The organism is Xenorhabdus beddingii (assembly GCF_002127545.1).
GTDB classification, from domain to species: domain Bacteria; phylum Pseudomonadota; class Gammaproteobacteria; order Enterobacterales; family Enterobacteriaceae; genus Xenorhabdus; species Xenorhabdus beddingii.
On the sequence record NZ_MUBK01000086.1, the window covers coordinates 1 to 2,094 of the forward strand.

Annotated in this window: 3 protein-coding genes and 1 pseudogene; all 4 read left to right on the forward strand. The window is 44.5% G+C overall.

Going from position 1 to position 2,094, the window contains the following annotated elements; genetic code table 11:
* Positions 1 to 709 (forward strand): annotated as a pseudogene (locus Xbed_RS19850) (tape measure protein); the annotation flags it as partial.
* A gap of 154 nt (positions 710 to 863) precedes the next feature.
* Positions 864 to 1,124, forward strand: a complete 261-nt coding sequence (locus Xbed_RS18425) for a type II toxin-antitoxin system RelE family toxin (protein ID WP_086114274.1) — start codon at positions 864 to 866, stop codon at positions 1,122 to 1,124.
* A 70-nt stretch (positions 1,125 to 1,194) separates the two neighbouring features.
* Positions 1,195 to 1,569, forward strand: coding sequence for a helix-turn-helix domain-containing protein (locus Xbed_RS18430; RefSeq protein ID WP_086114275.1), 375 nt, complete (start codon positions 1,195 to 1,197; stop codon positions 1,567 to 1,569).
* A gap of 74 nt (positions 1,570 to 1,643) precedes the next feature.
* Positions 1,644 to 1,976, forward strand: coding sequence for a phage tail protein (locus Xbed_RS18435; RefSeq protein WP_086114276.1), 333 nt, complete (start codon positions 1,644 to 1,646; stop codon positions 1,974 to 1,976).
* Positions 1,977 to 2,094 lie beyond the last annotated feature (118 nt).

The following is a 2,094-nucleotide window of genomic DNA, read 5'->3' on the forward strand; positions in this document are numbered from 1 at the left end:
CGCCCAATGGGATCAATGGAAGAGTCAGAATGAGATGTATCAATTTCTGGGCGATGCAATGGAGTCATTGGGACAGCGCTCTGCCAATTCGATAACCGGACTGTTAACCGGCACCCAAACCGCCAATGAAGCTATGCGAAACCTAGCACTAACCATCACCAATGAGGCTGTATCTGCACTGGTTCAGATGGGTATCCAGCAAATCAAGAACATGATCATCGGCAAGGCAGTTAACACTGCGGCGGCGGCATCGGCCGTGGCTACAGGTGCAACGATTACCACGGCAATGGCTCCTGCGGCTGCGGCTACCAGTGTAGCAACAATGGGCAGTGCTGCGACATTCGGGATGATGGCAATGGCAACCGCTGTACCTGCCATGATTGCGCTGCTGGGGGCGCGTAAGAATGGTGGCCCAGTTAGTCCTAACGGTGCTTATCGCATTGGTGAAAATAACAAGCCTGAAATATTCAAGGCCAATAACGGTCATCAATACATGATTCCGGGTGACAGGGGCAAGGTGGTTAGTAATAGGGATATTGGAAAAGGAGGAGGTGGCGCATCTGTTGGCAGTATCAATATTTCATTTAATGTGCAGACTCAGGGGGGATTCTCTGAGCAAGATGCGCGATTACTGTCTGGGATGGTGAAAAAATCCATTTATGATGTATTGATAGATGAGGGTCGCCCCGGTGGAATGTTAAATCAATAGCGCAATCCCAATAACTAGCATCTTTATATGATTATACAAACATTGATATAAGCATTAATCCATATTTATAAGTATTTATTGACTTGTATAAGCATTATGACTTATAATTAAAGCATCCTGAAAACGGAGATGCTCTTTAATAATAGGGGAAATAATGGTCAAAGTGATTTGGTCTAAAGCGGCAATCAAGCAGTTAATCAGGATAGATACGAGATATCAGAAAGCGATTAAAAATAAAGTGGATCTGCTGACTGGTTTCCCGCTTGTGGATTTGGACATCAGAAAATTAGCGGGAACGGAAGCTAAATACAGATTGAGGGTAGGTGATTACCGAATTCTGTTTGAGCTTTCGGGTAAAGAGCCGAAAATTTTAGAGGTGCAGGAAATTAAGCGAAGACAAACAAATACATATTGACTGGCATGGCGGGTATTCCCGCCTGCTTTTCCTCTATTCATGTCAGGGTCAACACAATATTGGAGATAATATGGCCGGTATCCAGTTTATTACAGATGAGAACGGTAACAAGCAATCTGTCGTGCTGCCTATTGAGGAGTATGAACGCTTGCTTGCAGCGATGGATCGTGATGAAGATTATGTCAGCATTCCTTACACCAAAGGCTCTAATGATGATGAAACTATTCCTCATGAAGTGATTAGTATTATGGTTGATGAAGAAATCACACTTCATGCAGCATGGCGTATATATCGCGGTTTATCACAAACAGAAGTGGCAAACAGACTGGGAGTAAAGCAAGCCGCAGTTTCTCAGTTTGAAAAAGCAGAACGCCCACGGCAAGTAACATTGGAAAAATTTGCGGCTCTGTATGAATGCAGGCCAACACAATTAACATTGGATTAAAGTCAATCCATTTTTATGGCTACTTCATTGCACAACACCTAACCCTCTTCGGAGGGTTTTTTAATGGGTGAAATATGACAAAAGAATTCAAATGGCGGCCTCAAGATAACTATGAGGTGACACACGAGCCGCGAGTAAAGGTCATCAAGTTCGGTGATGGCTACGAACAAAGAGTAAAAGATGGCATTAATAATCAGTTGAAACGCTACCAACTCAGCTTTGTTGAGCTGGCGGAAACAGGGCGAGCTATTGACGAGTTCCTACGGGCACGAGGCGCGGTGGAATCCTTTACATGGCGAACCAGTGACGACAATCAATTGCGCACTTTTGTTTGTCGTTCGTGGACAGTGAACAGGCAGCGGGTGATCTGGTCTATTAGTTGTCTCTTTGAGGAGGTGGTGGCATGAGAGACATACCAAAAGAGATGCGGATTGAGGTTACCGAACTGAGTCAGAACGCCATTCTTAACCTATATGAGATTGATTTAACGGCGTTTGGTGGGGATATCTACCGTTTTCATGATGG

Coding starts and splice junctions, on each gene's coding strand:
- Xbed_RS18435 (WP_086114276.1), top strand. CDS start 1,644: ATGACAAAAGAATTCAAATGGCGGCCTCAAGATAACTATGAGGTGACA.
- Xbed_RS18425 (WP_086114274.1), top strand. CDS start 864: ATGGTCAAAGTGATTTGGTCTAAAGCGGCAATCAAGCAGTTAATCAGG.
- Xbed_RS18430 (WP_086114275.1), top strand. CDS start 1,195: ATGGCCGGTATCCAGTTTATTACAGATGAGAACGGTAACAAGCAATCT.